This is a genomic window from Streptomyces sp. NPDC050263, assembly GCF_040655955.1.
GTDB lineage: Bacteria > Actinomycetota > Actinomycetes > Streptomycetales > Streptomycetaceae > Streptomyces.
Map to the genome: position 1 here is coordinate 45,230 of NZ_JBFAKW010000010.1, position 25,678 is coordinate 70,907.

The 25,678-nt window shown below is 71.0% G+C and carries 23 protein-coding genes and 1 pseudogene; 8 read left to right on the forward strand and 16 right to left on the reverse strand.

Features of this window, described 5'->3' with window-relative positions:
• Positions 1-15: 15 nt before the first annotated feature.
• From AB0J04_RS06830 to AB0J04_RS06850, 5 genes are all read right to left on the reverse strand, one after another.
• Entirely contained in the window at positions 16-459 is a 444-nt protein-coding gene (locus AB0J04_RS06830) for a hypothetical protein (protein ID WP_363167298.1), read from the reverse strand.
• Between the two features lie 23 nt (positions 460-482).
• Positions 483-1,031 carry an RNA 2'-phosphotransferase gene (locus tag AB0J04_RS06835; protein WP_363167299.1) on the reverse strand — a complete coding sequence of 183 codons (549 nt, stop codon included), beginning with the start codon at positions 1,029-1,031 and terminating at the stop codon, positions 483-485.
• Between the two features lie 153 nt (positions 1,032-1,184).
• The gene (locus AB0J04_RS06840) at positions 1,185-2,138 is read right to left on the reverse strand and encodes a MerR family transcriptional regulator (protein WP_363167300.1); all 954 of its coding nucleotides are present in this window, start codon (positions 2,136-2,138) and stop codon (positions 1,185-1,187) included.
• A gap of 76 nt (positions 2,139-2,214) precedes the next feature.
• Complete coding sequence (locus AB0J04_RS06845; RefSeq protein ID WP_363167301.1) at positions 2,215-4,041, reverse strand: SDR family oxidoreductase; 1,827 nt, start codon at positions 4,039-4,041, stop codon at positions 2,215-2,217.
• Positions 4,042-4,049: 8 nt separating this feature from the next.
• Positions 4,050-4,892, reverse strand: a complete 843-nt coding sequence (locus AB0J04_RS06850) for a M24 family metallopeptidase (protein WP_363167302.1) — start codon at positions 4,890-4,892, stop codon at positions 4,050-4,052.
• 232 nt (positions 4,893-5,124) lie between these two features.
• Between AB0J04_RS06850 and AB0J04_RS06855 the strand changes: the two genes are divergently transcribed.
• The 5 genes from AB0J04_RS06855 (at position 5,125) to AB0J04_RS06875 (ending at position 9,008) form a co-directional block, all read left to right on the forward strand.
• Positions 5,125-6,114, forward strand: coding sequence for an ABC transporter ATP-binding protein (locus AB0J04_RS06855; protein ID WP_363167373.1), 990 nt, complete (start codon positions 5,125-5,127; stop codon positions 6,112-6,114).
• A complete protein-coding gene (locus tag AB0J04_RS06860; protein WP_363167303.1) occupies positions 6,104-7,012 on the forward strand; it encodes an ABC transporter permease in 909 nt (302 codons plus the stop codon). Before AB0J04_RS06855 ends, AB0J04_RS06860 begins: the two co-directional genes overlap by 11 nt.
• Positions 7,009-7,920 (forward strand): ABC transporter ATP-binding protein, encoded by a 912-nt coding sequence (locus AB0J04_RS06865; RefSeq protein WP_363167304.1) that lies wholly within the window; start codon positions 7,009-7,011, stop codon positions 7,918-7,920. Before AB0J04_RS06860 ends, AB0J04_RS06865 begins: the two co-directional genes overlap by 4 nt.
• Positions 7,921-7,931: 11 nt before the next feature.
• The gene (locus AB0J04_RS06870; protein ID WP_363167305.1) at positions 7,932-8,651 is read left to right on the forward strand and encodes an ABC transporter permease; all 720 of its coding nucleotides are present in this window, start codon (positions 7,932-7,934) and stop codon (positions 8,649-8,651) included.
• Between the two features lie 114 nt (positions 8,652-8,765).
• Positions 8,766-9,008 (forward strand): hypothetical protein, encoded by a 243-nt coding sequence (locus AB0J04_RS06875; RefSeq protein ID WP_363167306.1) that lies wholly within the window; start codon positions 8,766-8,768, stop codon positions 9,006-9,008.
• Positions 9,009-9,385: 377 nt separating this feature from the next.
• Here AB0J04_RS06875 and AB0J04_RS06880 read toward each other — a convergent pair whose 3' ends face one another.
• The 9 genes from AB0J04_RS06880 to AB0J04_RS06920 all read right to left on the reverse strand — a co-directional run bounded on the left by AB0J04_RS06880 (position 9,386) and on the right by AB0J04_RS06920 (position 19,497).
• The gene (locus AB0J04_RS06880; RefSeq protein ID WP_363167307.1) at positions 9,386-10,189 is read right to left on the reverse strand and encodes an HAD family hydrolase; all 804 of its coding nucleotides are present in this window, start codon (positions 10,187-10,189) and stop codon (positions 9,386-9,388) included.
• Positions 10,186-11,463, reverse strand: coding sequence for a serine--tRNA ligase (serS, locus tag AB0J04_RS06885; protein ID WP_363167308.1), 1,278 nt, complete (start codon positions 11,461-11,463; stop codon positions 10,186-10,188). The genes AB0J04_RS06880 and serS overlap by 4 nt, the downstream gene beginning before the upstream one ends.
• A gap of 552 nt (positions 11,464-12,015) precedes the next feature.
• Complete coding sequence (pheA, locus tag AB0J04_RS06890; RefSeq protein ID WP_358802204.1) at positions 12,016-12,948, reverse strand: prephenate dehydratase; 933 nt, start codon at positions 12,946-12,948, stop codon at positions 12,016-12,018.
• A gap of 167 nt (positions 12,949-13,115) precedes the next feature.
• Positions 13,116-14,483, reverse strand: coding sequence for an iron uptake transporter deferrochelatase/peroxidase subunit (efeB, locus tag AB0J04_RS06895; RefSeq protein ID WP_363167309.1), 1,368 nt, complete (start codon positions 14,481-14,483; stop codon positions 13,116-13,118).
• Between the two features lie 7 nt (positions 14,484-14,490).
• A complete protein-coding gene (locus AB0J04_RS06900; protein ID WP_363167310.1) occupies positions 14,491-16,533 on the reverse strand; it encodes a copper resistance protein CopC in 2,043 nt (680 codons plus the stop codon).
• 13 nt (positions 16,534-16,546) lie between these two features.
• A complete protein-coding gene (locus tag AB0J04_RS06905) occupies positions 16,547-17,023 on the reverse strand; it encodes a copper chaperone PCu(A)C (protein WP_363167311.1) in 477 nt (158 codons plus the stop codon).
• Positions 17,020-17,673: an SCO family protein gene (locus tag AB0J04_RS06910; RefSeq protein WP_363167312.1), complete on the reverse strand. Its 654-nt coding sequence runs from the start codon at positions 17,671-17,673 to the stop codon at positions 17,020-17,022. The genes AB0J04_RS06905 and AB0J04_RS06910 overlap by 4 nt, the downstream gene beginning before the upstream one ends.
• 67 nt (positions 17,674-17,740) lie before the next feature.
• Positions 17,741-18,499 carry a YcnI family protein gene (locus AB0J04_RS06915; protein ID WP_363167313.1) on the reverse strand — a complete coding sequence of 253 codons (759 nt, stop codon included), beginning with the start codon at positions 18,497-18,499 and terminating at the stop codon, positions 17,741-17,743.
• Positions 18,500-18,624: 125 nt separating this feature from the next.
• Positions 18,625-19,497, reverse strand: a complete 873-nt coding sequence (locus tag AB0J04_RS06920) for a hypothetical protein (RefSeq protein WP_363167314.1) — start codon at positions 19,495-19,497, stop codon at positions 18,625-18,627.
• A gap of 243 nt (positions 19,498-19,740) precedes the next feature.
• Between AB0J04_RS06920 and AB0J04_RS06925 the strand changes: the two genes are divergently transcribed.
• The 3 genes from AB0J04_RS06925 (at position 19,741) to AB0J04_RS06935 (ending at position 22,085) form a co-directional block, all read left to right on the forward strand.
• Positions 19,741-20,202 carry an ATP-binding protein gene (locus tag AB0J04_RS06925; RefSeq protein ID WP_363167315.1) on the forward strand — a complete coding sequence of 154 codons (462 nt, stop codon included), beginning with the start codon at positions 19,741-19,743 and terminating at the stop codon, positions 20,200-20,202.
• Between the two features lie 104 nt (positions 20,203-20,306).
• Positions 20,307-21,242, forward strand: a complete 936-nt coding sequence (locus AB0J04_RS06930) for an intradiol ring-cleavage dioxygenase (protein ID WP_363167316.1) — start codon at positions 20,307-20,309, stop codon at positions 21,240-21,242.
• 9 nt (positions 21,243-21,251) lie between these two features.
• Positions 21,252-22,085, forward strand: a complete 834-nt coding sequence (locus AB0J04_RS06935) for a triphosphoribosyl-dephospho-CoA synthase (RefSeq protein ID WP_363167317.1) — start codon at positions 21,252-21,254, stop codon at positions 22,083-22,085.
• Between the two features lie 147 nt (positions 22,086-22,232).
• Here AB0J04_RS06935 and AB0J04_RS06940 read toward each other — a convergent pair.
• Positions 22,233-23,687, reverse strand: a pseudogene (locus tag AB0J04_RS06940) (aminopeptidase P family protein); the annotation flags it as partial.
• Positions 23,688-23,776: 89 nt separating this feature from the next.
• Positions 23,777-25,303, reverse strand: coding sequence for a PP2C family protein-serine/threonine phosphatase (locus AB0J04_RS06945; protein WP_363167374.1), 1,527 nt, complete (start codon positions 25,301-25,303; stop codon positions 23,777-23,779).
• Positions 25,304-25,678: the final 375 nt, after the last annotated feature.

Below are 25,678 nucleotides of genomic sequence, written 5' to 3' on the forward strand. Positions count from 1 at the left end.
TTTCACGTGAAACAGTCACCGCGCGCGGCCGCCCAGCCACGGGCTGAGGCCGACCAGGATGAATTCCTTGTGCACGCGGTCCTGCGGCAGCGGCACCATCAGGAAGTGGGCCGGCGGAAAGCGGCGGACCTTCACCCAGGCGTGGCCGTCGTAGAGGGAGCGCAGGAAGGCGGGTACGTCGTCGCGGTCGATGTCGGGGCACTCCACGCCGTCGACGGAGATCAGGGCGTCGTCGTCGGGGTAGAGCCGCACGCTCACACTCGGACGCCCGCCGAGTTCGACGTAGGCCTCGTGCGGCAGCGAGCCGTCCGGGTCGGTGGTGACACCGACGCCGGCGGAGGTGCGGCGGGAGGTCTGGTCGGCACCGATGTCGTGGGTGATCTCGATCTCGAGCCCGTACTCGGCGGCGATGGCGCGGAGCGCGGTGACGGCGGCCTCGGTGCTGGGGAGGTGGTCCATACCCTCGATCATGCCGAACCTGCTCAGTGTCGTTCGGGAAAGCGCAGGTAGCGCGGCGGCACGGCCTGCGTCAGCCACACTCCGTTCTCGCTGACGTGGAAGACGTGGCCGTCGCGGTGCATGGTGCCCGCGTCGACGGAGAGCACCACGGGGCGGCCTCGGCGGGCGCCGACCCGGGTCGCGGTCTCCCGGTCGGCGGAGAGGTGCACGTCGTGGCGGTTCATGGGCCGCAGCCCCTCGACCCGGATCGCGTCCAGGGAGCGGGCCACGGTCCCGTGGTAGAGGTACGGCGGAGGGGTCGCCGGCGGCAGTCCGAGGTCGACCTCGACGCTGTGGCCCTGGCTGGCGCGGATCCGGGTGCCGTCGATCGCGAAACGCTTCTTGTCGTTGGCGGCGACGACGTGGTCCAGTTCGTCCCGGGTGAAGCGGAAGCCGTGCGCGGCGCACGCCGCGATGAGCTCGTCGATCTCGACCCAGCCGGCCTCGTCGAGGGTGAGGCCGATGCGCTCGGGCTGGTGTCGTAGGTGCTTCGAGAGGTACTTCGACACCTTCACGGTGCGTCTCTCGTCCATCCCCGTTTTCTGCATGTCCCTTTCGTTCATTTGCTCAGCATGACGTGGGAGACGGGGATCACGCATTTTTGTTTTGGGGTAGAGGTTTGATCCACAACCAACTGTGGTTATCCACAGGCTAATTGGCGACTCTGTGGACAACTGGCAGGTGGCTCAGGAGCCTTCATTAAGATCATCTGACGGACGGTGACTTGAGACGAGGCGGTCCAAGGCGCGGGCCCGCACTTCCCGTTCGGCCGCCAGTGCGAGGAAGTCGGCGGCGTGCTCGGGGCCAACCAGCGCTTCCACGGCCCGCATTGTCGTGGCGGGGATCGGTACCGAGCGCGGTTCGGCGGACTCAAGCGGAGGATCGTCGGCGGCCAGGTGTCGGCGCAGCTGTCGGGCGGCGAACAGGCGCATGGCCCGGGCCAGTTCGGCGTCCACGGTCTGCTGGGCGAGCGGGCGCAGCCGTCGTACGAGCGAGGCCGCCTCGGCTGCGTCCGCGTCGGTCGGGCGGTGCGGACCTTCGAGGTAGCGGGCGAAGACGTGCTCGGTGGTGAACTCCAGGAAACGGGACGCGATGTGCTCGACCTGGACCCTCAACTCCCGCAGATGCGCGGTGATCGCCCCGAGCGGAACCCCGGCCGCGTGCAACTCCACTGCCACGGCCAGCTCCTGGGGGCTGGGCACGAGGAACGCGCCGTCGTCACCGGGGACCGGTTCCAGCACGCCCAGCGCGACGGCGTCGGCGATCGCCGTGTCGTCGGCGGTGCCGCCGAAGCGGGCGGTCAGGTCGGCGCGGGAGACCTGGGAGGGCTGCTCGTCGGTCCACGGGCCGTCGACCTCGGCGACCAGCCCGAGGACGCCGCCCAGGCCACGGCCGGTGTCATGGGCCTCGAGGAGCTCCTTGATGGAGGCGAGGGTGTAGCCGCGGTCGAGGAGGTCGGCGATCCGGTGGAGCCGGGTCAGATGGGCGTCGGAGTAGTGGTTGGCCCGCCCACGGCGCTCGGGGCGGGGGAGCAGACCGCGGTCCTGATAGGCGCGGATGGTCCGGACGGTGGCCCCGGAGAGCTGGGCGAGGGCCTCGATGCGGTACGGGGGCCGCGCCGCCGAGGGGGCGGCCGTCAAAGTGCCGCTCCCCGGACCGGCGTTGTCGCGGCGGAGGCAGAACCGGCTCCCGCGCGCGTACGGTCGACGCGGTGGCTCACAGCGGTGGTTCCATGCGCGCCAGCGCCCTCAACGCCCGTGGCAGGAAGCGCGACAGCGCGTACGCGCCCTTCGCCTCCACCGTGACCGGGACCACCGCCTCGTTGAGCGTGACCGCCCGCAGGATCGCGTCCGCGACCTTCTCCGGCGGGAAGTTGCGCAGCCCGTACACGCGCGTGGAGCGTTTCTGGCGGCGTCGCTCCTCCTGCGCGTCCACACCCACAAAGGCGGCTGTGGAGGTGATGGCGGTGTTCACCAGGCCGGGGCAGATCGCCGTGACGCCGATGTCCCGGCCGGCCAGTTCCGCGCGCAGGCACTCGCTCAGCATCAGCACCGCCGCCTTGGAGGTGCTGTACGCGGGCAGCACCCTGGAGGGCAGGTAGGCGGCCGCGGAGGCGATGTTGACGACATGGCCGCCCTGTCCGCGCTCGGCCATCCGCCGGCCGAAGAGCCGGCAACCGTGGATGACACCCCACAGGTTGACGTCCAGCACCCTGCGCCAGTCGTCGGACGACGTGTCGAAGAAGGAACCCGACAGCCCGATGCCCGCGTTGTTCACCAGCACGTCCAGCACACCGTGGTCGGCGTGGACCTTCGCCGCGAGCTTCTCCATCGCCCGCTCGTCGGAGACGTCCACCGTCTCCGCCCAGGCCTCGGACGCGCCGAGCAGACGGGACAGCTCGGCGGTGCGGGCCGCGCCCTCCGCGTCCCGGTCGACGGCGATCACCCGGGCCCCGGCCTCGGCGAACGCGAACGCCGTGGCCCGCCCGATACCGCTGGCCGCGCCGGTGACCAGCACCAGCAGCCCGCCGAAACGCTCGGCGTACCGGCCGGCCGAGGTCTTGCGTACCGGCCCCCTGCCGCTGTTCTCCACACCCTCCCGTGCCGTCCCGCCCGGCCTCGTCCCCGGCGCCTCCGCTGCCCGCTCGCGCTCGACCGACGTGACGAAGTCGTCGATCCAGGAGGCGAGCTGGTCGGGGCGGGTGCGCGGGATCCAGTGCCCGGCGGGGAGAGCGCGCCGGGTCAACCGCGGCACCCACTGCTCCAGTTCGTCGTACAGCCGCTCCGACAGGAACCTGTCCCCCAGCGGCGTGATGAGCTGCACGGGCGCGTGCGCGTACGCGTCGGAGCGCGGGCGGCGCAGCCGGGTCCGTACGTTGTCCCGGTACAGCCAGGCGCCGTGTGCCGCGTCCGACGGCAGCGACGGCGTCGGATACGCGCCGCCGGGGACCTTCTCGATCCGCCGCAGGATGCCCGGCCAGCGCTTGCCGAGCGGGCCGCGCCAGGCGAGTTCGGGCAGGAGGGGGGTGTGCAGCAGGTACACGTACCAGGACTTGGCTCCCTGGCCCAGGAGTTGACCGACCCGGCGTGGAGTCGGCCTGGTCAGACGCTTGTTGATCCAGTGGCCGAAGTGGTCGAGGGACGGTCCGGACATCGACGTGAAGGACGCGATCCGGCCCTCGGCGCGCTGCACGGTGACGAACTCCCAGGCCTGCACCGACCCCCAGTCGTGCCCCACCAGGTGCACCGGCCGGTCCGGGCTGACCGCGTCCACGACCGCCAGGAAGTCGTCCGTCAGCTTCTCCAGGGTGAAGCCGCCCCGCAGCGGCTTCGGCGCGCCGGAACGGCCGTGGCCCCGGACGTCGTAGAGGACGACATGGAAGCGCTCGGCCAGCCGGGGCGCGACCTCGGACCACACCTCCTTGCTGTCCGGGTAGCCGTGCACCAGGACGACCGTCGGATCCGAAGGGTCCCCCAGCTCGGCGACGCACAGCTCGATCCCGCCGGTCCGCACCCGGCGCTCGCGCGCTCCTTCGAACGACACCGCTGCCGTCACTTCTCCTCCGCCCAGCGCCGCGTGTGCGGCAGATCGTCGTCCAGCCAGAAGGCGCTCTCCTCGGGATCCTTCGAGTCCGTGACGACGAGGATCTCCTCGAACTTCGCGCCCGTGCCGCGGAAACCGAGATGGGGTTCGACGGCCCACAGGCCCGGCCGGGGCGGATGGTCGGAGAAGCGGTACGGCGACCACAGCGGGGACCAGCCCTCGCGGTGGCCGTGCAGCACGTCGGCGGCGAGGCCCTTCAGGGACTGTGTCCCGAACCCGAAGACGCGCGGGGACCAGCGGCGCGGCGCGACCCGGTCCACCTTGTGCGCGATCACGCCGAACGGATACGCGCGGTGCCGGTTGGCGTAGCCCTGGCGGGCCATGAGACGGTCCACGTCCTCGTAGATCTCCCGCAGCGACCGGCGCTCACGCACCTCGCGCAGGATCAGCTCGCGGTGTGCCTCGAGGTCGGCCATCAGCCTCTCCTGCACCGGGTGGCGGCCGAGTGCGCCCGAGTAGCCGATGTCCGCCGTGTAGCCCCGGTGGACCGGGGCCAGGTCGAGGATGAACGGCATCCCGGGCTCCAGCCGGCGGCCGGTCGGGAAGAACTGGAGCGGGACGCGGAAGTTCACGAACGCCGTGCGGTCGCCGAACCAGGCGAAGGGGAGATGGAGCCAGTCCCGGACCCCGCGCTCGCGCAGCCATTCCCGCTGCATCCGAGCCGCCTCGCGCTCCGTCACCCCCGGTCGCAGCTCGGCCGCGACCGCCTCCGCGCACTCGTACGCGAGCCGCTGGACCTGCCTGAACCCGCGCAGTTCCGCGGTGAGTTCGCTGTTCAATGCCGTCGTCATGCCGCCCCGTCCCCATCGACTGCGGTACGCGTCCGTAACTTGACACTGGTGAATGTGACAGTTGTTAGAGGCAGCGTCAATAGACGGTGGGCGCGGCTGTGGACAAGTCGGGGACGGGTAACTCTCAGGTTGGGGATCCCCTAGGGTCCCGTACGTCTGAGGTGTGACGCGAAGACGGCTCTCCGGGGTGACGCCCGTCGTGGTCCAGGTCACTACCGTTTGTGCCGTGACTGTGATCGCGACCGAAAGCCTGAGCAAGCGGTTCCCCCGGGTGACCGCTCTTGACCGGCTCTCCATGGACGTCGGGCCTGGTGTGACCGGGCTCGTCGGAGCCAACGGGGCCGGCAAGTCCACACTTATCAAGATCCTTCTGGGTCTGTCGCCCGCCACGGAGGGCCGAGCCGAGGTGCTCGGTCTCGACGTCGCGAGCAAGGGCGCCGACATCCGCGAGCGGGTCGGCTACATGCCGGAGCACGACTGTCTGCCGCCCGACGTCTCGGCCACCGAGTTCGTCGTGCACATGGCGCGGATGTCCGGCCTCCCGCCCACCGCCGCCCGCGAGCGCACCGCGGACACCCTGCGCCATGTCGGTCTGTACGAGGAGCGCTATCGCCCCATCGGCGGCTACTCGACCGGCATGAAGCAGCGGGTGAAGCTCGCCCAGGCCCTCGTCCACGACCCGCAGCTGGTCTTCCTGGACGAGCCGACCAACGGCCTCGATCCGGTCGGGCGGGACGAGATGCTCGGCCTGATCCGCCGGATCTACACCGACTTCGGCATCTCGGTCCTGGTCACCTCCCACCTGCTGGGCGAACTGGAACGCACCTGCGACCACGTCGTCGTGGTCGACGGCGGCAAGCTTCTGCGCTCCAGCTCCACCACCGACTTCACACAGACCACGACCACCCTCGCGATCGAGGTCACCGACACCGACGACCACCCGGACGGCACCCGCGCGGTGCGCGACGCGCTCCACGCGCGCGGGGTGGACGTGCTGGACGCCAACAGCGGTCTGCCGGGCGCCGGGCACGTGCTGCTGCTGACCGCGCAGGGCGAGGAGACCTACGACGTCGTCCGGGACGTGGTCGCCGACCTGGGCCTCGGCCTGGTGCGCATGGAACAGCGCAGGCACCACATCTCCGAGGTCTTCACGGACAGCGACACAGCCGGCGGCACCGGCAACGACCAGCAGCGAAAGGAGGCCGTCGGCCATGGCAGTTGAGCACCCGGTCACCGCCCCCTCGGGTGACCAGACCCGGATCCACAACATCGGCTACCGCAGCTACGACGGCCCCCGGCTCGGCCGCGCGTACGCCCGCCGCTCCCTCTACTCGCAGTCCCTGCGCGGCTCCTACGGCCTCGGCCGTTCGGTGAAGTCCAAGGTGCTGCCGATGCTGCTGTTCGTCGTGATGTGCGTGCCCGCGGCCATCATGGTCGCCGTCGCCGTCGCCACGAAGGCCCACGAACTCCCGGTGGACTACACGCGCTACGCGATCATCATGCAGGCCGTGCTCAGCCTGTACATCGCCTCCCAGGCACCCCAGTCCGTCTCACGCGACCTGCGCTTCAAGACCGTGCCGCTGTACTTCTCACGGCCCATCGAGACCGCGGACTACGTGCGCGCGAAGTTCGCCGCGCTGGCCTCGGCGCTCTTCGTCCTCACCGCCGCCCCGCTGCTGGTGCTGTACGTGGGCGCGCTGCTGGCCAAGCTCGACTTCGCCGACCAGACCAAGGGATTCGCGCAAGGACTCGTCTCCGTGGCACTGCTCTCGCTGCTCTTCGCCGGCATCGGCCTGGTGATCGCCTCGGCGACCCCGCGGCGCGGCTTCGGCATCGCCGCCGTCATCGCCGTCCTGACCATCTCCTACGGCGCCGTCTCCACGCTCCAGGCCATCGCCGAGGCCCAGAACAGCAGCAGCTCGATCCCCTGGATCGGCCTGTTCTCGCCGGTCACGCTGATCGACGGCGTGCAGTCGGCCTTCCTGGGCGCCTCCTCCGCCTTCCCCGGCGGAGTCGGCCCGTCCAACGGAGAGGGCGCGGTCTACGTCCTCGTCGTCCTCGGCCTGATCGCCGCGAGCTACGGCCTTCTGATCCGCCGCTACCGGAAGGTGGGCCTGTGACCACGCTCAACATCGACCATGTCTCCCGCTGGTTCGGCAACGTGGTCGCCGTCAACGACATCACCATGACCATCGGCCCCGGCGTCACCGGGATGCTCGGCCCCAACGGCGCCGGAAAGTCCACCCTGATCAACATGATGGGCGGCTTCCTGGCCCCCTCCACCGGCACGGTCACCCTCGACGGCCAGCCGGTCTGGCGCAACGAGGACATCTACAAGCACATCGGCATCGTCCCCGAGCGCGAGGCGATGTACGACTTCCTCACCGGCCGCGAATTCGTCGTCGCCAACGCCGAACTGCACGGCCTGGGCGCGAAGGCCGCCCAAAAGGCGCTGGCCACGGTCGAGATGGAGTACGCGCAGGACCGCAAGATCTCCACGTACTCCAAGGGCATGCGCCAGCGCGTGAAGATGGCGTCCGCCCTGGTCCACGACCCGTCGCTGTTGCTGCTCGACGAGCCGTTCAACGGGATGGACCCGCGCCAGCGCATGCAGCTCATGGACCTGCTGCGGCGCATGGGCGACGAGGGCCGCACGGTGCTGTTCTCGTCCCACATCCTCGAAGAGGTCGAGCAGCTCGCCTGGCACATCGAGGTCGTCGTCGCCGGGCGGCACGCCGCCAGCGGCGACTTCCGCAAGATCCGCCGCCTGATGACCGACCGCCCGCACCGCTACCTGGTGCGTTCCAGCGACGACCGCGCCCTCGCGGCCGCGCTGATCGCCGACCCGTCGACCTCCGGCATCGAAGTCGACCTGGCGGAGGGCGCGTTGCGCATCCAGGCCGTCGACTTCGGCCGCTTCACCGCGCTGCTGCCGAAGGTCGCCAGGGACCACGGCATCCGGCTGCTCACGGTCTCGCCTTCCGACGAGTCCCTCGAGTCCGTGTTCTCGTACCTGGTCGCGGCGTAGGAGGCCCAAAGATGTACGACCCCACTGTCGCCCGGCTCACCTACCGGGCCCTGCTCGGCCGTCGCCGGGCCCTCATCCTGAGCGCCCTGCCCCTGCTGCTGATCGCGATCTCCGTGGTCGTGCGCGGCCTGGCCGGCGCCGACGACCAGACGGCGTCCGACCTGCTGGGCGGGCTCGCGCTCGCCACCATGGTCCCGATCATCGGCGTCATCGCCGGCACGGGCGCGATCGGCCCGGAGATCGACGACGGCTCCGTCGTCTACCTGTTGTCCAAGCCGCTGAAGCGGCCGACGATCATCTTCACCAAGCTGATCGTGGCGATCGCGGTCACGATGGTCTTCTCGGCCCTGCCGACGCTGATCGCGGGGTTCATCCTCAACGGCAACGGCCAGCAGATCGCCGTGGCCTACACGGTGGCCGCCCTGGTCTCGTCGATCGCCTACGCGGCGTTGTTCCTCCTGCTGGGCACGGTGTCCCGGCACGCGGTGGTCTTCGGTCTCGTCTACGCCCTGGTCTGGGAGGCGTTGTTCGGCTCCCTGGTCGCGGGCGCGCGCACGCTCAGCGTCCAGCAGTGGTCGCTGGCCGTCGCCCACAAGGTGGCCGGCGGGGACCTCGTCACCTCGGACGTCGGCCTGACCACGGCGACGGTACTGCTGGTCGCGGTGACCGTGCTGGCCACCTGGTGCGCGGGCCAGAAGCTGCGGACGCTCACGCTCGCGGGCGAGGAGTGAGAGGACCTGCCGGGCGGGCCGGTCGTTCCTGACGGCGGCTTCACCCGTGTCTCTGCACACTGGGCGAAGCGGACACCGCTCGTACGGTGCCTGGACATTGCTGGGAGGACGGGGATGGCGGACGACAATGCGGTGAGCGACGGTCGGGGGCCGTCCGAGGGCGAGGTCTGGGACGGCCTCGTCCTGGACGAGGACTTCATACGGGCCGCCGAGACGTCCGAGCCGTCCGCCCGGGCCCGGATGCTGGCCGCACGGTGGCGGGCGGAGGAGCCCGAGCCGCAGCCCTGGCGGTCCGACGATCCGCCTGCGGGCTGGTTCTTCAGCAAGGCGCGTCGCCGCAGGTGGCGCCGCCGGTAGTCGCACGGTTGTTTTATTCGGTGGCGTCCAACTCGTCCCCCGGGCACAGTGGTTGTACCCGCGGGGCCGGGAAGGGATCCGGCGCCACAGACCGGGGACGGACCGGGAGAGGAAGCTCGACGATGTCCATGCACGGCATCGCGTCGAGTTCCCTCGAGGGCAGCCAGTGGCGGGTCCGGGTTCCGGAGTAGTTACTCCTCCGCCGAACCCGCCCCGCACAGGGGAACTGCCCGGGGCGGCCGCTTCGAGCACGCGATGTCGCTCTCGCGTGGGCCGCCCTCCCTCCCGGTGGTCGCAACGGGTGCGGGCGCGTCGTGGCCGGTCGCGCGGTTCCCCGCGCCCTTGATCGCCCGCGGCGATCGGGCGAGCGCCGGGCGTCAGCCCAGCAGGCGTTCCAGGACTACCGCGATGCCGTCGTCCTCGTTGGACGACGTCGTCTCGTTCGCCACTGCCTTCAGTTCCTCGTGGGCGTTGGCCATGGCCACACCGTGGGACGACCAGGCGAACATCGGGATGTCGTTGGGCATGTCGCCGAAGGCGATCGTGTCGGCGGCCTTCAGGCCCAGCCGACGGGCCGCCAAGGACAGGCCGGTGGCCTTGGAGAGGCCCAGGGGGAGCAGCTCCACGATGCCCTCGCCGGCCATCGCGACCGTGACGAAACCGCCCGCGGCCTGCCGGGCCGCCTCGGCCAGCGCGTCGTCAGACAGCTCGGGATGCTGTATGTAGATCTTGTTCAGCGGCGCGGACCACAGGTCGGACGCGTCCGTGAACGGGGTCGAGGGGAGCGCGCCGGTGACCGCGTAACCCGGTCCCACCAGCACGTCTCCGTCCAGGCCGTCCCGGCTCGCCGCCAGGTACAGGGGGCCGACCTCCGCCTCGATCTTGGCCAGCGCCACGCCGGCCAACTGCCGGTCCAGGGTCACCGAGGTCAGCAGCCGGTCCTCGCCGGCGTCGTACACCTGTGCGCCCTGGCCGCAGACCGCGAGGCCTCGGTAGCCGAGGTCCTCGAGGATGTGCTTGGTCCAGGGGACCGCGCGGCCCGTCACGACGATGTGCGCCGCGCCCGCCGCAGTGGCTGCGGCGAGGGCGTCACGGGTGCGCCGCGAGACCGACTCGTCGGAGCGCAGCAGCGTTCCGTCGAGGTCGGTCGCGATCAGTCGGTAGGGGAACGCGGCGCTCACTTGGCCACCGGCTCCAGGATCTCCCGGCCGCCGAGGTAGGGGCGCAGCACCTCGGGCACATACACGGAGCCGTCGGCCTGCTGGTGGTTCTCCAGGATCGCGACGATCGTGCGCGGGACCGCACACAGCGTGCCGTTGAGCGTGGCCAGCGGGCGGACCTGCTTGCCCTCGCGGACGCGGATCGACAGCCGGCGGGACTGGAACTCGGTGCAGTCCGAGGTCGAGGTCAGCTCGCGGTACTTGCCCTGCGTCGGGATCCAGGCCTCGCAGTCGAACTTGCGGGCGGCCGAGGAGCCGAGGTCACCGGAGGCGACGTCGATGACGCGGAACGGCAGCTCCAGCGAGGACAGCCACTGCTTCTCCCACGCCAGCAGGCGCTGGTGCTCGGCCGCCGAGTCCTCGGGCGTGACGTACGAGAACATCTCCACCTTGTCGAACTGATGGACGCGGAAGATGCCCTTGGTGTCCTTGCCGTGCGAGCCGGCCTCGCGGCGGAAGCAGGGCGAGAAGCCCGCGTAGCGCAGCGGCAGCTTGTCCGCGTCGATGATCTCGTCCATGTGGTAAGCGGCGAGGGGGACCTCGGAGGTGCCGACCAGGTAGAGGTCGTCCTTGTCGAGGTGGTAGACGTCCTGGGCCGCCTGACCGAGGAAGCCGGTGCCCGCCATCGACTGGGGGCGGACCAGGGCGGGCGTCAGCATCGGGGTGAAGCCGGCCGCCGTGGCCTGGGCGATCGCCGCGTTGACGAGGGCGAGCTCCAGGAGCGCGCCGACGCCGGTGAGGAAGTAGAAGCGGGAGCCGGAGACCTTCGCGCCGCGCTCGACGTCGATCGCGCCGAGGATCTGGCCGAGCTCCAGGTGGTCCTTGGGCTCGAAGCCCTCGGCGCCGAAGTCGCGGATCTCGCCGTGCGTCTCCAGCGTGACGAAGTCCTCCTCGCCGCCGACGGGCACGTCGGGGTGCACGAGGTTGCCGAGCTTCTGCACGAGCTCCTGGGTCTCGGCGTCCGCGGCGTCGCGCTCGGCGTCGGCGACCTTGACGTCGGCGGCGAGCTGGCTCGCCTGCTTCAGCAGCTCGGCCTTCTCGTCCGCGGAGGCCTTGGGGATGAGCTTGCCGAGAGACTTCTGCTCGGCGCGCAGCTCGTCGAAGCGGACGCCGGACGACCTGCGCCGCTCGTCGGCGGACAGGAGAGCGTCGACGAGCGCGACGTCCTCTCCACGGGCGCGCTGGGACGCGCGCACACGGTCGGGGTCCTCACGGAGCAGGCGAAGGTCAATCACGCGGCCAAGGCTACCCGTGCGGGGTTGCGGCTCACGACTCCATTCCGACGCGCCTGCTCGCCGTTCCGACAGTTGTCCCGAATCGTGCCTTACGTTCCGCTATGAGGGAATTGCCGAGCGTGTCAATAAAAAGTGTCCCACTCCCTGGGACGGGGCATGCGGTGGGCGTCACGTTGACACGATTCCCTTGTGGAAACCGGGACTTGGAGGGGGTGTTGTCCACAGGTATCCACGCGCTCGGAGTAGTTATCCACAGGGTGTGCGAAAGATCTGTGGACATCGGAATTGATCATTCCGATACCGCCGTCCGGGGTCGGTAATTCCCTGCCCAAACCCGCCCCGCAGCCACTTTCGGGTGGAAATGGGTCGCCCCAAAGGATTGATCCAAGGAAACAGGTGGACGAAGGGTGAGTGGCCGGGCGGGGGCCTCAGGTGCGGGTGGTAGGGCGATTTGTCGACTGGATGGCGCTTCGTTGTCGACTTGTCCCCAGGTCGAGAAGCGACCCTGTGGATAACTTCTGTGGATAACGAAGATGTGCAGATAGGGCCGGGCTAGAACCGGCCGTCCTGGCAGCGCGCCACCCAGTCCGACGCCGCCACGAACTCCCCGTCCGAGGTCCCGGGCAGCGGAGCCGCGACGTCCGCCACGCTCACCTCCGCACGCGGGTACGAGCCCAGGAACCGCACCTCGCGGCAGATCCGCTTCAGCCCCATGAGCGCCTCGGCCATCCGCCGGTCGGAGATATGCCCCTCGGCGTCGATGCAGAAGCAGTAGTTGCCGATGCCGGCGCCCGTCGGACGGGACTGCAGCAGCATCAAGTTGACGCCCCGGGTGGCGAACTCGCCCAGCAGGTCGCGCAGGCCGCCGGGATGGTCGTCGCTCTGCCACAGCACCACGGACGTCTTGTCCGCGCCGGTCGGCGCCGCCGGCCGGGCGGGGCGGCCCACCAGTACGAACCTGGTCTGGGCGTTCTCGGCGTCGTGGATCCCGGTCTCCAGGGCGGTCAGCCCGTACCGCGCGGCCGCGAACTCGCCCGCGAAGGCGGCGTCGTAACGACCCTCCTGGACCAGCCGGGCGGCGTCCGCGTTCGAGGCGGCCGACTCCCAGAGGGCGTCCGGGAGGTTCGCCTTCAGCCAGTTGCGCACCTGCGGCTGCGCGGCCGGATGCGCGGAGACCGTCTTGATGTCCGCCAGCTTCGTGCCGGGCCGGACCAGCAGCGCGAAGGTGATCGACAGCAGCACCTCGCGGTAGATCATCAGCGGCGCGCCCGCGACCAGTTCGTCCAGGGTGGTCGTGATCCCGCCCTCGACGGAGTTCTCGATGGGCACGAACGCGGCCTCGGCCTCGCCGCCGCGCACCGCGTCGAGCGCGGACTGCACCGACACGTACGGGATCAGCTGCCGGGTGGCCGCCTCCGGAAGCGTACGCAGGGCGACCTCCGTGAAGGTGCCCTCGGGGCCGAGATACGCATAGCTCGCTGGCATGACCTCACCCTAATGGCCCTTGCGGAGAGAGGCGTACGTATCTCACGGCACCCCCTGGAAGGAATGAATCCGCCCGAGGGGCCGTAACTTCGCGAGGGACGTGACTTCAGCCTTCGTGGACTCCGGCCTTCGTGGGCTCCGGCCTTCGTGGCTCACGGTTGTGTGGCTCACGCCTCCAGCAGGCGCTGCCCCACGTACTCGCCCTCCGCTGCGCCGCCGGGGACCGCGAACAGGCCGCTCGCCTCGTGGCGGATGTACTTCGACAGGGCGTCACCACGGTCCAGCTTGCGCTGCACGGTGACGAAGGCGCGCAGCGGGTCCGCCTGCCAGCAGACGAACAGCAGGCCCGCGTCCGGAGCGCCGTCCGGGTCGATGCCGTCGTGGTAGGAGAAGGGCCGCCGCAGCATGGCCGCGCCGCCGTTCTGGTCGGGCCGGGTGATACGGGCGTGCGCGTTGATCGGGACGACCAGATCGCCCTTCGCATCGGTCTTCTCGAGGTCCATCTCGGTCGTCTCGCTGCCTCCGGACAGCGCCGCCCCGTCGGACTTCCGCCGCCCGACGACCTGCTCCTGCGCCTGGACCGACAGCTTCTCCCAGTCGTCGAGGAGCATGCGGATACGGCGTACGACGGCGTAGGAGCCGTCGGCCATCCACGCCGGGTCCTTGGAGCCGGACGCCGGGACGAAGATGCGCTGGTCGAAGTCGGATTCGGTCGGCTTGGGGTTGCGGGTGCCGTCCATCTGGCCCATGAGGTTGCGGGCCGTCATGGGGTGGGCGGTGGCCCCCGGCGTGCGGTTGAAGCCGTTCATCTGCCAGCGGACCTTCGCCGCGCTGCCCGCGTCCTTCTGGATCGCGCGCAGGGCGTGGAAGGCGACCAGGGCGTCGTTCGCGCCGATCTGCACCCACAGGTCGCCGTTGCTGCGGGTCTTGTCGAGGTGGTCGGAGGAGAAGTCGGGGAGCGGGTCCAGCGCGACCGGGCGCTGCTTCTCCAGCCCGGTGCGGGCGAAGAAGCTGTTGCCGAAGCCGAAGGTGACGGTCAGCGAGGAGGGACCGGCGTCCCGGGCCACGTCGGTGTCGTCGTTCGCGGCCGCCTCGCCCGCCATCAGCCGCCGGGCCGTCTCCGACCAGCGGCGCAGCAACGCGGCGGCCTCCTTGCGGCCCGAACCGGCCGCCAGGTCGAAGGCGACCAGATGGCCGCGGGCCTGAAGACCCTCGGTGATGCCGGGCTGATGTTTCACGTGGAACATCGCCTGCCCGGCCCCGATCGAGGAGAGCGGGGTCGCCTGTGCGGGCGCCGCCGCATAACCCGCGGCCGCGCCCGCCGCGCCGAAGACGAGCCCGGTGGCTCCGGCCGTGCCGAGCAGCTTGCGCCGCGTCAGGCCCTCTGTGGACTCTGTGGCCTCGGGGGCATCGAGGTCAGCGGGAGAGGAGGAATCCGACGGGACACGCCCGTCGCCGCCGGCGACGGGGGCAGGAGGTGTATCGGGTGTGCCGGTCTCGGGAGTGCGGACAGGTGGAATGGACGGGTCGGGCATGGTGCGGTCAGCCGATCTGCGCGTTCTTGGAGACGGTCACCTGGTCGATGTCGGAGGTCCGCACGGTCACGGCGATCTTCCACTCGCCGGCCATGGGGATCTGCACTCCGTTCGCCGACCAGTGGCCGGTGGTGATGTGGTCGGGGACGACGGGCAGCGGCCCGATGTCCTGGGCTTCGAGGGTGAAGGCGACCTTGACCTCGGGCACGTCGAACGCGCGCCCGTTGGGCCGGGTCACATAGACGTGCATCTCGTTGGCGCCGGCGCGTGCGGGGTCGAGGTCCACGCTGACCACGCCCTTGCCGTCGGTGCCGCCGGTGTCGAACGACATGTCCAGCGTCAGGGCGCCCGAGGTGGAGTCGGCCGAAGAATCCGACGAGGAGGACGAGGAGGCGCGGGTGGCCTTCGCGGCGTCCTGCTCCGTACGGCCCGGCTCGGTCGACGTCAGGACGGTGGTGACGGCGAGCAGCACGACGGCGACACCGGCCTCGGCGAGCACGGAGCGGCGCAGGCCGAAACGGTCGGCGTCGGACTCCCGCAGCCGCTTCTGCCGCGTGGAGTCGACGGCCGCTTGCTGCCGGGCGAGCTGCGCGGCCCGCTCGGAGCCGGATCCCCCGGAGACGGTCTTGGCGCCTCCGGCCGCGGCCGCCGCGGCGACGGGCTCCTTGTCGGATGCGGATGCGGATGCGGGTGCTGCGGATGCGGACGCTGCGGAGTGCACCACTGCTTCGGTCGTCGTGTCAGCGGCCGTGTCCACCGTCGTGTCAGCGGCCGTGTCCACCGTCCTGTCCGCCGCCTTATCCACGGTCGTGTCCGCCGCGGTGTCCGTCAGGCGAGCCGTCCACCTCCGCGAGATCCACGCGATGCCGACGAGCAGCGCCACGAGGCAGATCTTGACGAGCAGCAGTTGGCCGTAGCGGGTGTCGGCGAAGGCGGACCAGGCGCCGAGCTGGCGCCAGGACTGGTAGACGCCGGTGGCGACCACGGCGAGGACGCTGCCGAAGGCGACCTGGGAGAAGCGGCGGACGGCGGTGGCCTCGACGGGCCGGTCGGCGGGCGCCCGGTACAGCGCGACGAGAAGCGCGGTGAGCCCGCCGAGCCAGATCGCGACCGCCACCAGGTGCAGCACGTCGACCGGCATCGCGATGCCGGGCTGCAGTCCGGTCGAGGCGTGCTCGGCCATGGCCCAGCTCGCCGCGAGCCCGGCGGCCACCACCGTTCCGCCGATGGCGAGCCCGAAGGTCAGATCCCGCTTCTCCTCGTCCTCGCGCTTGTCGTAGGCGCCGAAGAGCACGGCGATGAAGAGCGCGGCCGCGGCGAGCAGCAGCAGCCGGGAGACCAGGGCCGCGCCGGTCTTGGTCTGCAGGACCTGGCCGAGGAGATCGAGGTCGAAGACGTCGCCGAGCTTGCCCGAGGTGGCGTAGGCGCCGCGCAGGAGCAGCAGGAACAGGGTGGCCGCGGTCATCGCCAGCCAGCCGGAGACGACCAGCCGCTGCAGCGCCCGGACCCCGGTGCCGCGCTGCCAGCAGGCCAGCACGAAGGCGGCCCCGCCGATCATCACGATGAACCCGGCGTACGTCACATACCGTCCGAAGCCGTAGAGCCAGCCGACGACTCCGCCGCCGCCCACCTGGTCGGACACCGAGACGCTGGTCTTGGAGGGGGAGCCGATGGAGAAGGTATAGGCGCCGGCCACGGGGTGACTGTCGGCGGACACCACCTGGTAGGCCACGGTGTACGTGCCGTCGGGCAGGCCCGAGTGCAGTTGCACCGCGTAGGTGGTGCCGCTGAGGTTGCTCGGCTTGCCGGTGTCGACCCGCGTGCCCTTGGGGTCGAGGACGCGCAGAGAGTCGTCGCTCAGCGAGACGGTCTCGGAGAAGGTCAGCGACACCTGAGTGGGCGCCTTGTCGACCACCACCCCCTGCGCGGGGTCGCTGCCGGTCAGCGCGGCGTGCGCGGACGCGGGTCCGGCGCCGACGAGGAGCGCGCCGGCGACCGCCAGGAACAGCAGCACGAGCATCCGGACGCGGGGGGCGATGGTCTGCGTCAAGGTGGTCCCTCCCTCAGTGGCCGGTCTTCGGGTCGTACACGGCGGACTTCACCGGGATCTCGACCTTCACGGGGTCGGACGCGGCGAAGTGCAGCTCGACGGTCAGCGTCTCGCCCTGCACCGGTTTGCTCTTCAGCTTCTCGAACATCAGGTGGTTCCCACCGCTCTTGAACACGAGTTGACCGTGTGCGGGCACGTCGAGGGACGTGACCTCCTCCATGGACGACCCGACGGTCTCGTGAAGGGTGACGCTGCCCGCCGCGGCACTGGTGACGGAGGTCAGCTCGTCCTTCGTCCCGCCCTCGTTGACGATGGTCAGGAAACCGGCGGCCATCGTGTCGGAGACGGGCTGCGGAATGTAGGCGGCCCGGACGGACAACTCCGCCTTGCCGCCGGGGTCCTTGCCGCCCGCGTCCGACCCGCACCCTGTCAGCAGCAGTGCCCCGGTGACCACCGCGGACCAGGCGCCCAGGAGCCGTACGGACGTCACGGGTTCTCGCCCTTGATGATCTTGGGGAGGTCCTTGGTGTAGTCGTCGACGTTGGCGTCCTCGCCGTACAGCAGGTAGCCGCCGTTCGTCTTCGGGGAGAAGGCGACGACCTGGGTGCCGTGGGTGGAGACGATCTTGCCGTTCTTGTCCTTGTGCGGCGCCTCGACGGAGATGCCGAGGGTGCGGGCGGCGGCCTGGATGGTCGCGAACTTCCCGGTCAGACCGATGACCTGGGAGTCGATGCCTTTCAGCCACTTGCCGAGCGCGGCGGAGGTGTCGCGGTCCGGGTCGGTGGTGACGAACACGACGCGCAGTTCGTCCTGTTCGGCCTGGGGCAGCTGCTTCTTGGCGATGGCGATGTTGTTCATCGTCAACGGGCAGACGTCCGGGCAGTTGGTGTAGCCGAAGTAGATCAGCGTCGGGTGGCCCGCGGTCTCCTTGCGCAGGTCGTAACTCTTGCCCTGGGTGTCGGTGAGGACCAGGTCGGGCTTGGTGAAGGGCTGGTCCAGCACGGTCGCGGCCTGCTGCGAGGAGTCCTCGGAGACGACGGCGACGGGGCTGCTGCTGTCGCTGCTGCCGGTGCTGCAGGCGGAGAGGGTGAGGGTGGCGGCGGCGAGGAGCGCGGCCACGGCGAACGTCTTCTTGCGCATAGAAAATATCCCAGATGTGTGAAATCCGGCGTCGGGCGACCACGGCCGCCCGACGCCGACGTGGGGCTCAGGCCTCGGTCGTCGTGGTCCGGCGGCGGCCGGCGAGCACGCCGTACGCCACACCCGCGGCGCCGACGACGATGCCGACCACGCCGAGGACGCGGGCGGTGGTGTCGCTGCTGTCGGAGTCGGAGGCCGCCTCGGTCGTCGCGGCGGCCGCCTTGGCGTCGTCGGACTCGTCGGAGGCAGCCTCGGCGCCCGTGCCGTGGTGGTCCTCGGTGGCGGCGGCCAGGGCCAGCACCGGGGCCGGGTTCTCCGGCTCCTCGGCGCCGTCCTCCTGGACCTCGATCCAGCGGACGACCTCCTTGTTGGAGTACGTCTGGATCGCCTTGAAGACGAGTTCGTCGGCGTCCTCGGGGAGCGCGCCGACGGAGACCGGGAACTTCTGGAAGAAGCCGGCCTTGATGCCCTCGCCGGTCGCGGTCCAGGTGATCTTGGAGACGGCCTCGGAGATCTGCTTGCCGTGCACGGTGAGGGGCTTGGCGAGCTTGGCCTTGGTGACGACGATCGTCCAGCCGTTGATCGGCTCCGGCAGGGCGGAGGCGAGCGGGTGGTCGGTCGGGAAGGTGACCTCGAGCTTGGTCGTCGAGGCGTCGTCCCGCTCGTTGGGAACCTTGAAGTCGACGACCGCGTAACCGCCCTTGGCGGCGGTGCCCTCGGCGGCGACGCTGACGTGCGCGAAGGCGGGCGCGGACAGGGCGAGAACGGCGGAACCGGCGACGGCAGCGGCGGCGGCGACGCGGGAGGCGATGCGAGAGGCCTTCATGACAGCGAGCACTCCACTCTGAGTGAGTCTGTAAGTGAGGAGGCGTGAGCACGGACGTACGCACGCGCGCGTGCCGCACGACAGCGGCCGCCCCCCCCGTGTGGTGGAGTGCTGGTCGTGTCGCGTCAGGCAGCGAGGACGAGAGCGGATACGGCCGCCGGTGGGCCTCGTCTGATCACCGAGTGCTGTAGTGCGGTCGTCCGGGGCGGCGCCGACGGGGCCGGCGCGGTGCGCCGGACGCGCGGTCCCGCCCCGGGCGTGGCGGGCAGCCCCGCGAGCAGGGCGCGCACCAGCGCGAGCGCCCCGCGCAGGGACCGTACGAGCGCGCCCTCGGCGACGCCGTGGGCCGACAGGGCGAGCAGTCGCAGCAGGGCCGTGTCGCCGCGCCGCAGCAGCCAGCCGGCGGCGACGGCCGCGAGGACGTGACCGAGCAGCATCGGCAGGGACGGCAGCAGGGACATCGACGAGCCGGCGGTGGACAGGGCGTCCGCGGGATGGTGCGTGGAGTCGCCCATCCCGGTCATGCCGCCCATGCCGCCCATGCCGCGCATGGCAGTCGCATCGGGGTAGAGCCGTGCGTCGACGAGGATCTGCTGGGCCCGGACCGGGCTGATCGCGCCCGCGGCGACCCCGCACACCAGCCGGGCCGCGCGGGCCACGAGCGCGGCGTCGGACGCGGACAGCGCGGCCGACGCCGAAGTCGAAGCGGAAGCCGAAGCGGAGGCGGTGTGCTGCCCGAGTCCGAACAGCGTGTGCAGCACGGTCTGTCCGACGGCGAGCAGCGCCGCGATGCCCGGCAGCGAGCGCTCGCGTCCGGCGAGCGGCGCCACGACCGCGAGGACCCCGAGGAATCCCGCGCCCAACGTCCACAGCGGGACGGTGGCGCAGGAGGCCAACGTGTGCCCGGCAGCGGCCAGCACGACGCAGACCGCGGCGAACACCGCGGCCCGCAGCAGCCGTAGATCGCGACCGGAGCGCTCGCTGTGGGGGGCAGACATGGCGGGCTCATCATCGCACTGGCCTTACCGCCGCCATACGGCAGGTCCACAAGGTCACCTACGATGCGGAAGATCAGCTTCTGGTGCGACTGGTACTACTGATGCCTGTTGAGTCCTACATACACCGATTCCTGGCCTGCGTGCATCCCCCATATGGGCGGCATCACGTGGAATTCGCGCTTACATACGCCCGTGCGCGGCAATACGTATCGGTATGTCGAGCCGCGGCCAGGAGGCTGGAGCATGAGCATCTGGTGGTCACTCCATCTGCGGCGTGAAGCCGCGAGCGTCCCGCTCGCCCGCCGCCTGTTGCTCGGCGCCATGGATACGGCGGGCGTCGATCCCGACGTCAGTTACGACCTCTCCGTGGCCTTGAGCGAGGCCTGTGCCAACGCCGTCGAGCACGGCGGGGACACCGCGCACGGCGCCTGTTCGGAGGCGTACCGCGTCACCGCCTACCTCGACGGCGAGAAGTGCCGTATCGAGGTCGCCGACTCGGGGCCGGGGTTCACCGGCGGGCGTTCCGCGCCCGCGCCGGGGCCGGTGCGCATGAGCACCGACGCCGAACAGGGCCGGGGCCTCTTCCTCATCCGGGAACTCGCCGACCACGTCCACATCGGCAACAAGCCGGGGCTCGGCGGCGCGGTGGTGAGCTTCGACAAGATCCTCAAGTGGCGCAAGGACGCACCCCTCATGGCCGTCTGACCAGGCGTCGGCCCTGTCGCGGTGCAGGGATTTCAGGTTTCCCGGCACTCACAGGTTCCTCTCAGCGTTCACCAATGTCGCTGACTGGTGGCGTTTCTACGTTCATGTTCATGACGGGAAATCGCAAAGACACCACCATCACCCGGCGCCGCGCCCTCGTGGTGACCGGCGGCACGGTCGCGGCCGGCGGACTCGTCGCCGCCGGTTACCAGTCGGCCTTCGCCGACACGTCCACGGAGGCCGAGGCGAGCGCGTCGGCGTCCGCCACCTCCACGAGCAGCAGCTGCATGACGCTGATGACGAGCGTCACGGAAGGGCCCTACTACCTCGACGGTGCCTTGGTGCGCAAGGACATCACCGAGGGCAAGAGCGGCGTGCCGCTGACCCTGCGGCTCACCGTCGTCGACGCCACCGACGGCTGCACGCCGGTCGCCGGCGCGGCCGTCGAGATCTGGCACTGCGACGCGTGGGGCTACTACTCCGGCTACACGACCGCCAACCCCGGCGGCTCGGCCCCGGCGGAGAGCGAGGACGGCTCCACCGCCAACGACAACACCTACCTGCGCGGCTACCAGATCGCCAACGCCAACGGGGTGGTCAAGTTCGAGACGATCTTCCCCGGCTGGTACACGCCCCGCACCTGCCACATCCACCTCAAGGTGCACACGGGCGGCCAGAAGGAGGACGGCACCTACGAGGGCGGCAAGGTCAACTACACCGGCCAGCTGTTCTTCCCCGACGCCGCCGCCCAGGAGATCTTCACGCTGGAGCCCTACTCCCAGCACTCCGGCAGCTACACCACCCTCGACAACGACATGGTCTACGACGGCGGCGGCACATCCAGCGGCCTGCTGACGCTGAAGGCCGTGCACAAGGCGGACCCGTCCAAGGGCTACAAGGGGTCCATCACCCTGGGCGTCGACCCCGATGCCGAGAACACCGGCGCGGGCGGCGGCGGAGGCGGCGGCACGCCCCCGAGCGGCGACGCCCCCACGGGCACCCCGCCGAGCGACGCCCCGTCGGCCTCCGCGTCCTCCTGAGGCCGGGCCATGACAAGCCGTGAGGACGATGCGCTCGCGCAGGCCGCGGTGGCCGCGCTGACCGGTCAGCTGGCCCTGGCTCCCAAGCCGGGCCTGCCCGACCCCCGTGACCTGGCCGCCCGCGTCACCCGCAAGGACCACTGCGGGCTGCGCTGGTCGGCCAAGGCACTCGCACCCGGCCTCGCGGCGATGGCCGCGGCGGCCCGCCGCACCGGCGAACCCACGCTCCCGCTCCGGGCGGAGCTGGGCGCGATCGGGAGGTGCACCGAGCACTCGGTGGGCCTCGCCGGCGGCGGGCACCGGGGCGCGCTGTGGACGCTCGGCCTGCTGGTCGCGGCGGCCGCGCTCGAACCGCGCGCGCGAGGCGTCGAGGTCGCCGCGACCGCCAAGCGGATCGCCGCGCACCCCGACCGGGGCGCCCCGCGACGGCCCTCCCGGGGCGCGACGGTCTCGGCGAAGTACGGCGCGGCCGGCGCCCGCGGCGAGGCGCGCGCCGGGTTCCCGCACGTACGGCGGGCGCTGGACGCGCTCGCCGCGGCCCGCAAGGCCGGTGCGGACGAGCCCGCGGCCTGGCTCGACGCCCTGCTCACCGTGATGTCCACCCTTCAGGACACAGAGCTGCTGCACACCGCGGGCCCGCTGGGTCTGCGCCATGTACAGGCCGGCGCCCGCGGAGTCCTGGAGGCGGGCGGCACGACGACCCCGGCAGGCCGCAAGGCCCTCTCCGACCTCGACACCGACCTCCACGCGCGCGCGTGGAGCCCCCGAGGCAGTGCGGGCCTCCTCGCCGGAGCCCTCTTCGTGGACGCTCTCCCGGTCACCGCGCTCGCCCGCGCCGCCTGAGGCCGCATGCCACAGCCCCGCACCCCAAAGGGGCGCGGGGCCGGCTGTGGCATGCGGCCTCAGGCGGATGGATCAGCTCTTGTCCCCTTTGGAACCTTTGGAACCCTTAGAGCCCTTGGGACCCTTGGGACTCTTGGAATCCTTGGGGCCCTTGAAGGCCGCCATCCACGCCTCGACCTCGTCGGAGCGGCGCGGCAGCCCGTCCGACAGGTTCCGGTTGCCGTCCTCGGTGACGAGGATGTCGTCCTCGATGCGGACGCCGATGCCCCGGTACTCCTCGGGCACCGTCAGGTCGTCGGCCTGGAAGTACAGCCCGGGCTCGACGGTCAGCACCATGCCCGGCTCCAGCGTGCCGTCGACGTACGACTCCACGCGCGCGGCGGCGCAGTCGTGGACGTCCATGCCGAGCATGTGACCGGTGCCGTGCAGCGTCCAGCGGCGCTGGAGGCCGAGCTCCAGGACCCGCTCCACCGGGCCCTCGACCAGGCCCCACTCGACCAGCCGCTCGGCCAGCACGCGCTGCGCGGCGTCGTGGAAGTCGCGGTACTTGCCGCCCGGCCGGACGGCCTCGATACCGGCCTCCTGGGCGTCGTACACGGCGTCGTAGATCTTCTTCTGGATCTCGCTGAAGCGGCCGTCGACCGGCAGCGTGCGCGTGACGTCGGCGGTGTAGTAGGTGTGCGTCTCGACGCCCGCGTCGAGCAGCAGCAGGTCGCCGGAGCGGACCGGGCCGTCGTTGCGCACCCAGTGCAGCGTGCAGGCGTGCGGGCCGGCGGCGGCGATGGTGCCGTAGCCGACGTCGTTGCCCTCCACGCGCGCGCGGAGGAAGAACGTGCCCTCGATGTAGCGCTCGCTGGTGGCCTCTGCCCTGTCGAGGACCTTCACCACGTCCTCGAAGCCGCGGACCGTCGAGTCGACGGCCTTCTGGAGCTCGCCGATCTCGAAGTCGTCCTTGACCAGACGGGCCTCGGAGAGGAAGACGCGCAGCTCCTCGTCGCGTTCGCCGGTGACCTTGTCGGTCAGGGCGGCCTCGATGCCCGCGTCGTAACCGCGCACGACCCGCACCGGGCCGGTGGCCTCGCGCAGCTTGTCGGGCAGCTCGCGTACGTCGGAGGCGGGAACGCCGTACACCTGCGCCGCCTCGGTGAGCGAGTGGCGGCGGCCGACCCACAGCTCGCCCTGGCCGGACAGCCAGAACTCGCCGTTCTCGCGGTCGGAGCGCGGCAGCAGGTAGATCGTGGCCTTGTGGCCGTCGGCGACCGGCTCCAGGACGAGGACGCCGTCCTCCGTCTGGTTGCCGGTGAGGTACGCGTACTCGACGGAGGCGCGGAAGGCGTACTCCGTGTCGTTCGAGCGGGTCTTCAGGTTGCCCGCGGGGATCACCAGGCGCTCGCCCGGGAAGCGTGCGGAGAGCGCGGCGCGGCGGGCGGCGGTCTCGGCGGCCTGGGGGATGGGCTGAAGGTCGTGCAGCTCCGTGTCGGCCCAGCCGGACTTCATGTTCTCGGCGAGCTCGTCGGAGACGCCCGGGTACAGGCCGTTCTTCCGCTTCTTGATGGGCTCTTCCGACTCTTCCGGGGTCTCCGGGGTGAGCTCGTCGGCCACGGTCATCCTCCTTGATACGGCACTGGACCCCCTCCATCGTACGGTCGTACGTAAGGGGGCCCAGGTGGGGAAGACCTGCTCATGGCCGACTACTCGAAGCGGGCCGCCAGCAGCACCACGTCCTCGTCGCTGTCCTGCTCGTCCAGCCCGTCCGGCAGGACCGTGCGCAGCACGTGGTCGGCGATCGCGCCGGGGTCGTGCCGCAGCGCCTTCGGCACCCCGGCGGCCGCCGCGTGCAGCCGGGCGAAGGCGCGGTCGACGGGGTCGCCGGTGCGGTGCAGCAGGCCGTCGGTGTAGAGCAGAACCGTCTCGCCGGGCTCGGCCTCCAGTTCCACGCTCGGCGCCTCCCAGCAGGCCAGCATGCCCAGCGGCGCGGAGACGGACGTCTCGGCGAACTCCGTGCGCCGCTCGCCGACCAGCAGCGGCGGGCAGTGCCCGGCGCCGGCCAGGGTGATCTTGCGCAGGGCGGGTTCGCAGTAGGCGAACAGAGCGGTGGCGGACCGCGCGGGCTCGGTCAGCCGCAACAGCAGCTCCAGGTCGGACAGGACGGCGACGGGGTCCTCGCCCTCCATCACCGCGTACGCCCGCAGCGAGGCGCGCAGTCGGCCCATGGCGGCGACGGCGCTCGGCCCGGAGCCGGTGACGGACCCGACGGCGAGGCCCAGCGCGGCGTCCGGCAGCGGCAGCGCGTCGTACCAGTCGCCGCCCCCGCGCGGGCCGGTGCGGTGCCGGGCGGCGAGCTGGACGCCGGGCACGCGCGGCAGCCGGGACGGCAGCAGTTCCTCGGTCATCGTCTTCATGCACGCGCGTGTGCGCTCCAGCTCCACCAGCCGGGCCAGATGCTCGGCGGCGTACCGGACGTACAGGCCGACCAGGTGGCGCTGGCGCTCGCCCGGTTCGGCGGGTTCGTCGTAGAGCCATACGGCCGCGCCCAGGCGGCCCGACGCTTCCTCGGCCTCCAGCGGCAGCGCGTAGCTGGCGGCGTAGCCGAGACGGGCGGCCACCTCGCGGTGGCGGGGGTCCAGGCCGTCCCCGGCGAACAGGTCGGGCTCGGCGATCTCCCCCTCGCCGCCGGGCAGCCCGTCGAGGATCCGGCCGTAGGACAGGGCGCTGCGCGGCACGGTCTCGATGTGGCCGAGGTCGGCGCGGCCGAGGCCCAGCCCGATCGTGGTGTCGGGTCCGAGACGGTCGGCGGGTTCGAGGACGACGAGACCGCGTCGGGCGCCCACGAGGGCGGCTCCGGCGTGCAGCAGCTCCTGGAGGGCTTCCGGCAGTGCGTCCGTGCGGGCCAGGCGTTCGGTGAGTTCGTGGAGGGTCGTGAGATCCGACACCCAGCCGGCGAGCCGGTCCGTCAGCAGGGCTCCCGGGCCGGAGGAGCAGGGGGAGGCCGCGGGGACCGTCGGGGTGCCCGGGGTGGCGGGCGCGGGCGGGACAGTGTGTGCGGGCGAGGGAACCGTTGAATCGATTCCAGCCACTTTCGGAGGGTGAGGGGCGTTCATGGCGTCCGGCTCTCGGACCGGAGCGTATTGCTCAAAAGCATCGCAAACCCCCATGTCATTCTGCGCCGCTAGCGGTGTCTCCACATGTACACGCACTCGTAAGTGGATGTCCAGCATTGTCCTGCTGGGATTGCTGGTGTCCGTGGGGTCTTCGGGGGAATCGCGCACGCCTCTGACGGCTCCCTTGCGGAATCGTAAAGTTGGCTTAAAACTGCCTCGGGTAACGGGTGATTGGGGTCGACTGGGTTTGCTCCACGGAGCGTCACAGCGGTCGTGATGGGTACGTACTCGGTAAGGGCCAGGGATCGTTGGGAGCTCGCAGGGAGCCTCCGGAACCTGGTGACCGGCCCGGGCGTCATAGTCATCGACGACCGTGCCCCATCCTCCCGTGGCGGAGGCGAAGAGAAATACGTGCGACGTTAAACGCCAGACTTCGCCACCCCACGCCACGCCCAGGCATTAGACGGACGCAAGTCGGACGGAGTGGCCGCG

What these genes read in the sequence shown, in the direction of transcription:
- AB0J04_RS06830 (WP_363167298.1), bottom strand. Translation starts at nt 459, where the DNA reads ATGGACCACCTCCCCAGCACCGAGGCCGCCGTCACCGCGCTCCGCGCC.
- AB0J04_RS06835 (WP_363167299.1), bottom strand. Translation starts at nt 1,031, where the DNA reads ATGGACGAGAGACGCACCGTGAAGGTGTCGAAGTACCTCTCGAAGCAC.
- AB0J04_RS06850 (WP_363167302.1), bottom strand. Translation starts at nt 4,892, where the DNA reads ATGACGACGGCATTGAACAGCGAACTCACCGCGGAACTGCGCGGGTTC.
- AB0J04_RS06860 (WP_363167303.1), top strand. Translation starts at nt 6,104, where the DNA reads ATGGCAGTTGAGCACCCGGTCACCGCCCCCTCGGGTGACCAGACCCGG.
- AB0J04_RS06870 (WP_363167305.1), top strand. Translation starts at nt 7,932, where the DNA reads ATGTACGACCCCACTGTCGCCCGGCTCACCTACCGGGCCCTGCTCGGC.
- AB0J04_RS06875 (WP_363167306.1), top strand. Translation starts at nt 8,766, where the DNA reads ATGGCGGACGACAATGCGGTGAGCGACGGTCGGGGGCCGTCCGAGGGC.
- pheA (WP_358802204.1), bottom strand. Translation starts at nt 12,948, where the DNA reads ATGCCAGCGAGCTATGCGTATCTCGGCCCCGAGGGCACCTTCACGGAG.
- efeB (WP_363167309.1), bottom strand. Translation starts at nt 14,483, where the DNA reads ATGCCCGACCCGTCCATTCCACCTGTCCGCACTCCCGAGACCGGCACA.
- AB0J04_RS06910 (WP_363167312.1), bottom strand. Translation starts at nt 17,673, where the DNA reads ATGCGCAAGAAGACGTTCGCCGTGGCCGCGCTCCTCGCCGCCGCCACC.
- AB0J04_RS06915 (WP_363167313.1), bottom strand. Translation starts at nt 18,499, where the DNA reads ATGAAGGCCTCTCGCATCGCCTCCCGCGTCGCCGCCGCCGCTGCCGTC.
- AB0J04_RS06920 (WP_363167314.1), bottom strand. Translation starts at nt 19,497, where the DNA reads ATGTCTGCCCCCCACAGCGAGCGCTCCGGTCGCGATCTACGGCTGCTG.
- AB0J04_RS06925 (WP_363167315.1), top strand. Translation starts at nt 19,741, where the DNA reads ATGAGCATCTGGTGGTCACTCCATCTGCGGCGTGAAGCCGCGAGCGTC.
- AB0J04_RS06930 (WP_363167316.1), top strand. Translation starts at nt 20,307, where the DNA reads ATGTTCATGACGGGAAATCGCAAAGACACCACCATCACCCGGCGCCGC.
- AB0J04_RS06935 (WP_363167317.1), top strand. Translation starts at nt 21,252, where the DNA reads ATGACAAGCCGTGAGGACGATGCGCTCGCGCAGGCCGCGGTGGCCGCG.
- AB0J04_RS06945 (WP_363167374.1), bottom strand. Translation starts at nt 25,303, where the DNA reads ATGCTGGACATCCACTTACGAGTGCGTGTACATGTGGAGACACCGCTA.